Genomic DNA, 6,287 nt, shown 5'->3' with positions numbered 1-6,287 from the left:
GGAGCGGTAGTTCAGTTGGTTAGAATACCGGCCTGTCACGCCGGGGGTCGCGGGTTCGAGTCCCGTCCGCTCCGCCACTTAAAAAGCCCTTATCGTTTGATAAGGGCTTTTTTTGTTGTCCCGCCGCTTAATACAGTTCCCCAGCGGGGGAGGGATTCGAAATAGCCCACCTCTAGTGGGTTGAGAGTTTTCGGCTTTATGGTGCCGCCCCCCTGCACAGGCCTTGATGCGTTCTGCTGGTCCACTTTTTATCGCGCCCTTGTCGTCACTTTATCGTAATAAATCCCCGTTATGATGGCTCTGTCGATGCTTCACATTGGGGTGAAGCGTACTGGAGGCAATGACAATGGACGATTATCAGGAAGATATACTTGAGCAGAAATATCGCGATCACCATGATGACCATAGCGAGGATGCGGAGGAGCTTTAGCCCTCTCTCTATTGGGCGCGCTGGCGTCGATAATCGCCAGGCGTTCTGTCGGTCCAGCGCTTGAACGCCCGCTGAAAGGCCTCCGGTGAGGAGAAACCGAGTAAGTAGGAAATTTCCCCCAGGCTAAGGGCGGTATCCTGCACATAGATGAGTGCAAGGTCGCGCTTGGTTTCCCCCAGGATCTGTTGAAAGGTTACCCCCTCCTCTTGTAGTTTTCGGCGTAGTGTCCAACTTGGTATGGCCAGCTGTGTTGCGATGTCGGCGATGCTTGGCTGGTTTCCGTGGAGGGCGCTGGCCAGAATTTCCGAAACCTTCGCCCGGAGGGTTTGGCCCTTTTGCATCTGCACCAGCTTTTGTTCGCAGAGGTCGCTGAGGTAGCTGAAATTAGTGGCATTGCCGAATAAAAGCGGGGTGTCCAGATCAGCTTTTGCGATCCGCAGCTGGTTGTAGGGTTGGCCAAAGGCGACTTCGCAATCGAAGTAGGTCGTGTAATGCTCGCGATAGGCGGGGGCATCAAACTCGATATCGACGCGCTGGACCAGGCCGCTGCTACCGCTTAGCCACTGCAGCAGGTGTTGCCACATAGAGAGCACTGAGTCGACAACGAAACGGTTGTAGTCGTTGTAGGGGGCGATGGAATAGAAGCGCAGCAGGCCTGAGGTGTCTTCGTGATAACTGGATTGCCCGCGGATATTAACGCTGCTGAGTGGCTCATATCGACTAATAGCCTCCATCGCTGTGCGCAGGTCCGGTGCTGCCATTGCCGTCAATCCCGGTAAACCAAGGTTTTGAATGTTTGAGCAACGACCCATTTCGAGCCCAAGTTCAGGGTGGCCGGTCAAGGCAATGGCTGAGTGCCCCATGTGCATTAAGCGCGGGATGCTGATGCGAGCGTTGGGGTCGGCCATCAGCGCCTCGTCTATCTGGTATTGGGCCAGTAGGGGGGTGGGGTCTTCGTCAAAGGAGCGAATGGCCGCAACAAGGGCGTCGATGTGGTGAGGGGTAATATCGCCTAGCTTCATTGCGAAGGTGTCTGCAAAGTTGGGTCAGTATTTTGTTTGATTCGGTCATTGAGTGCTTACGGGACACATTCTATGGTGTTCGACAACGGGAAGCGACCGCTTCTGCTATAAAGCAGGAACCACTATTCCCAGACCGATTCTAAAAGGAGATATCAATGCCTGCCAATCAGTACCCTCACATGTTAGCACCCCTCGATCTTGGTTTTACTACCCTGCGTAACCGGGTACTAATGGGATCCATGCACACCGGCCTGGAGGAGTCCCCCAACGGATTTGAGCGTCTTGCGGTGTTTTACGCAGAGCGGGCGCGCGGCGGGGTGGGCCTTATCGTCACCGGGGGGATTGGCCCCAACGCCGAGGGTTCGGTGGCAATGGGTGCTGCGAAGATGGATACCGAGGCGGAATCCGATAAGCACAAGGTGATTACTGAGGCGGTGCACCGGGAAGGCGGCAAGATCTGTATGCAGATCCTTCACGCTGGCCGTTATGCCTATAACCCCAAAAGCATCGCTCCGTCAGCGGTGCAGGCACCGATTAACCCTTTCAAACCCCATGAGCTGACCGATGCCGAGGTCGAGCAGCAGATCGAGGATTTCGCACGTTGTGCCCAGCTCGCCCAGCGGGCGGGCTATGACGGTGTCGAGGTGATGGGCTCGGAAGGCTACTTTATTAACCAGTTTATTGCCAAGCAGGTAAATCAGCGTGAAGACCGCTGGGGCGGTAGCTACGAGAACCGTATTCGGCTACCTCTGGAGATTATCCGCCGGGTGCGCGCAGCGGTCGGTGAGCAGTTTATTATCATCTATCGGCTCTCAATGTTGGATCTGGTTGAAGGGGGCAGCACCTGGGATGAGATCGTTCTACTCGCCAAAGAGCTGGAGAAAGCCGGGGTTACTATTATCAATACGGGTATTGGTTGGCACGAAGCGCGTATCCCGACCATCGCCACTTCGGTGCCGCGCGCCGCATTTAGCGGTGTGACCGGTAAGCTCAAGGGGCAAGTATCGATTCCTTTGGTCACCACTAACCGTATCAATATGCCCTCCGTTGCGGAGGAGGTTCTAGCCTCTGGTGAGGCGGATATGGTGTCGATGGCTCGCCCATTCCTTGCGGATGCCGATCTGGTAGCTAAATCCGAGCAAGGGCGTGAAGATGAGATCAACACCTGTATCGGTTGCAACCAGGCTTGCCTCGATCACACCTTTTCAGGAAAGTTGACCTCCTGCCTGGTCAATCCCCGTGCGTGCAATGAGACGCTGCTGAACTACCCCAAAGTTGAATCCGGCAAGGCCAAGCGCATCGCTGTCGTCGGTGCGGGTCCAGCGGGGCTCGCTGCCTCGACTATCGCCGCAGAGCGTGGTCACCGTGTGACACTGTTCGATGCCGCCGCTGAGATTGGAGGCCAGTTCAATGTCGCCAAACGTATTCCGGGTAAGGAGGAGTTCTCTGAAACTCTGCGCTATTTCAAACGTCAGATTGAGATTCAGGGCGTTGAGCTGCATCTAAATACCCGGGTTACGGCGGAGATGCTGCGCGAGGGCGGCTACGATGAAGTGATTATCTCAACAGGTATTCAACCACGTACTCCCGCTATCGAAGGTATCGATCACCCCAAGGTGGTGGGTTATCTGGATGCGATTCTCGGTAGAAAACCCGTGGGGGAAACCGTTGCTGTGGTCGGAGCCGGGGGCATCGGTTTTGATGTCAGCGAGTTACTGGTACACAAGGGGGAATCTACCAGCCTGAATAAAGCCGCCTTTCTTAAAGAGTGGGGTATCGATCCCGACTTTTCCATGCGTGGCGGGGTGGTGGGTGTTAAACCTGAGTTTGAGTCCGCCGCACGTGAGGTCTATCTGCTACAACGGAAAAGCAGCAAAGTGGGTCAGAAGCTGGGTAAGACGACGGGCTGGATTCATCGCACCAACCTGAAGAAACGCGGTGTTCATATGCTGAACAGCGTTTCATACGAAAAAATTGATGATCAGGGGCTGCATATTAAGGTAGGCGAAGAGTCTCGGCTGCTGCCTGTGGATTCGGTTGTGGTTTGCGCAGGCCAGGACTCACTACGGGAGCTGTACGATGATCTCGAACATAGCGGACTATCGCTGCACCTGATCGGAGGAGCAGAAGTTGCCGCTGAACTTGATGCTAAACGTGCGATAGACCGGGGCGCACGATTGGTGGCTACCCTTTAACACCGTCTGGCGAGGCTCGGAATTTTTTGGTGGTGTGATAACCGCGTCACGACGTTTTTATTTGGGTGTTCTACACTGGGGACTTCCCGGGATGGGGCGGGATGCAAATTGCTTCTCGTTCCACCTGTTTTATGGCTGGTTTCCAGCGCCTGATGTATAGTTAGCCGTTGAATAGTGGTCTCATTTGGATGAGCTTGCTAGGGCTTTCCGGTCAACGTCAGGGTAAAAGGAGTCACCCAATGGGTCAGGGTACCATCACAGAAGCCGTCATGTTTTTTGACCAGAACCATGTGGTCAAGGAGATGATGTACCCCGAGTTCGAGGCGGTGCTTGATGGCGTAGTAACAATTAGTGACTTTCGCAATCAGTTGGTCAATGCGGCGTTTGTTGAAATAGACGGCCAGTTGATGATCAGGGCGGCGGTACTTTTTACTATCGACTTTGATGAGCAGGGGAACGCAGACAAGGATTGGAATATTCCCCTGCAGCACCTTGTCTACGCTGCAGGGCTGGGCCCGGACCTGGGTGCCGGCCCCATCAAGCTGGCTTGTCGAAGCCAGTGCCCTGTTAGCTGGCATCAGGCGCAGATGTGGGATCCGGATATGAGTCCTGATGCCAATCATCTTCATAGCCTCAAGCGTGCAGCCGAGTCCAATAGCCTGGGCATCCTGATTGATCGATCCTATGTTCCGCCCGTACCGGTCGCCTCGATCACCGCACCTACGTTGTCAGAACCCCCGATGCTCGATGACGACGTTCCGACGCTGGATGCAGCCCTTGATTTTGAAGAGCCAGCCCCGGCTCAGGCGGCCGTGGATGAAGGCGAGCTTGAAAACCGGCTCTCCAAAAAGTTTCAGGCCGCCCACCGGAATAAAGTCGCTAATCTGATCAAGCAGCAGCGGTTGCAGATCGCCACGCTCAAAAACCGATTCAAAGAGGAGATGGTTCAGAGGAATCGCTTATTTCAGCAGCAGCAAGAAAAGCTCAAAGCAGAGTTGGAGTCTCAACGTACCGAGATGGAGGCTCAGCAACGCCAGAACACTACCCTGAAGCAAACCATGAAGCAGCAACTCGACGAGTTTCGCCGCAGTCGAGAAGAGCTTACCCGTCAGTTACAAAATATTGAGCACGACGAGGGGCAGGATATTGCCAGTCTCAAGGCACAATACGAGGCTGAAATGGCAGAGCGCTTGCAGGCCGCGACAGCGGAGCTGCAAGAGCAGGTCGAGGTTCGGGATGTTGAGATGGCCTATAGAAATGAGCTCGATGGCCAGATGCAAGAGGAGCTGGAGGAGTTAAGAGCCAAGGTTGAAGAATATAGCCTGCGACAATCTGAAGATGTACTGGAAGACCTTTCCCATAAAGGTGTTGTATTTGTCGCCTATCACCCCGGTGTAGGGCACATTACGATTCCGCTGCGGGATATTCCCAAGTATATGAATCACACGATGTCCTATGTGTCCGGCAAATGTTTCGTCTCCGAGGAGATCTACAATCAATGGCTGCGACATTACGAATCACCGAACTGTGATGCCCGCACAGCCGATGGCAGTCGCTGTGGTACTCGCCTTGATCGCGTCGATTCCCCCGGGATGTATACCGAAGGTCACTCAAACCACTGTGAAAAGCATCGGGGTATGAGTGCTGTCGAAGTCGTGAAAGCCGCTAGGCAGCAGCGTTAGCGGCTTTTCTCGATATCTACACCAACCAATGACGCATTTGGTTATAATGACGCTTTACATCAAGCGCGCGGTATTATGGAACAGTTCAGAAACGTTGGGATCATCGGACGGCTTGGCGGTTCAGAGGTCGTTGACACCCTTAATCGGTTGCTCGAGTTTCTCGATAAGCGCGATCTCAATATCATCCTCGAACAAAGCCTGACCGGAGTCCTTCCTGATCGCAATCTCCAAAGTGGCAGTTATAAAATGCTGGGAGAGGTTTGTGATCTGGTCATCGTGGTAGGGGGCGACGGAAGCCTCTTGGGTGCTGCCCGGGCATTGGCCCGTAGCAATGTACCGGTGCTGGGCGTTAACCGGGGTCGGCTTGGCTTTCTCACCGATATCTCACCCGATGAGATCGACACCCTGATCGGTGAGGTGCTCGACGGGCGTTACATTATGGAGAGTCGTTTCCTGCTTGAGGTGCAGGTAAAACGAAATGGCGAACCCACCGGGCAAGGGGCGGCACTGAATGATGTGGTGCTCAATCCTGGTAAGTCAGCTCGAATGATCGAGTTCGAACTCTATATCGAGGGGCAGTTCGTTTATAGCCAACGCTCTGACGGAATGATTGTAGCGAGCCCAACGGGTTCGACCGCCTATGCCTTGTCGGCAGGGGGGCCGATTATGCATCCCAAGCTTGATGCCATGGTACTGGTTCCCATGTTTCCCCATACGTTGAGTAGCCGGCCGATCGTGGTAGATGGTAATAGCGAAATCAAGATTGTGATTGGCGCGGACAATGAGGTTTTCCCGCAGGTTAATTGTGATGGCCAGGAAATTATCACTACCCAGCCCGGTGACACCGTCACCATCCATAAAAAGCCCCATAAATTGAAGCTGATTCACCCCCTTAACCACAATTTCTACGAAATTTGCCGATCCAAGCTGGGCTGGAGTAGCAGGCCTGGGAACTAGT

At 54.2% G+C, this 6,287-nt stretch carries 4 protein-coding genes and 1 tRNA gene; 4 read left to right on the top strand and 1 reads right to left on the bottom strand.

Annotated features, from left to right (window positions below):
• A tRNA-Asp gene (locus ACP3PW_RS16810) sits at positions 1-77 on the top strand.
• A gap of 361 nt (positions 78-438) precedes the next feature.
• Here ACP3PW_RS16810 and ACP3PW_RS16805 read toward each other — a convergent pair.
• Positions 439-1,452, bottom strand: a complete 1,014-nt coding sequence (locus tag ACP3PW_RS16805; RefSeq protein WP_426417893.1) for an AraC family transcriptional regulator — start codon at positions 1,450-1,452, stop codon at positions 439-441.
• Between the two features lie 155 nt (positions 1,453-1,607).
• On the opposite strand from ACP3PW_RS16805, the gene ACP3PW_RS16800 reads away from it, so the two are divergent.
• The 3 genes from ACP3PW_RS16800 (at position 1,608) to ACP3PW_RS16790 (ending at position 6,286) form a co-directional block, all read left to right on the top strand.
• Entirely contained in the window at positions 1,608-3,647 is a 2,040-nt protein-coding gene (locus ACP3PW_RS16800) for an FAD-dependent oxidoreductase (protein WP_426417892.1), read from the top strand.
• Positions 3,648-3,886: 239 nt separating this feature from the next.
• A complete protein-coding gene (locus tag ACP3PW_RS16795; RefSeq protein WP_426417891.1) occupies positions 3,887-5,329 on the top strand; it encodes a hypothetical protein in 1,443 nt (480 codons plus the stop codon).
• A gap of 75 nt (positions 5,330-5,404) precedes the next feature.
• Positions 5,405-6,286: an NAD(+) kinase gene (locus ACP3PW_RS16790; protein WP_426417890.1), complete on the top strand. Its 882-nt coding sequence runs from the start codon at positions 5,405-5,407 to the stop codon at positions 6,284-6,286.
• Position 6,287 lies beyond the last annotated feature (1 nt).

The sequence above is a fragment of the Aestuariirhabdus sp. LZHN29 genome (genome assembly GCF_049985285.1).
GTDB lineage: Bacteria > Pseudomonadota > Gammaproteobacteria > Pseudomonadales > Aestuariirhabdaceae > Aestuariirhabdus.
This window is presented reverse-complemented; position numbering and strand designations above follow the sequence as displayed.

What these genes read in the sequence shown, in the direction of transcription:
- ACP3PW_RS16800 (WP_426417892.1), top strand. Translation starts at nt 1,608, where the DNA reads ATGCCTGCCAATCAGTACCCTCACATGTTAGCACCCCTCGATCTTGGT.
- ACP3PW_RS16790 (WP_426417890.1), top strand. Translation starts at nt 5,405, where the DNA reads ATGGAACAGTTCAGAAACGTTGGGATCATCGGACGGCTTGGCGGTTCA.
- ACP3PW_RS16805 (WP_426417893.1), bottom strand. Translation starts at nt 1,452, where the DNA reads ATGAAGCTAGGCGATATTACCCCTCACCACATCGACGCCCTTGTTGCG.
- ACP3PW_RS16795 (WP_426417891.1), top strand. Translation starts at nt 3,887, where the DNA reads ATGGGTCAGGGTACCATCACAGAAGCCGTCATGTTTTTTGACCAGAAC.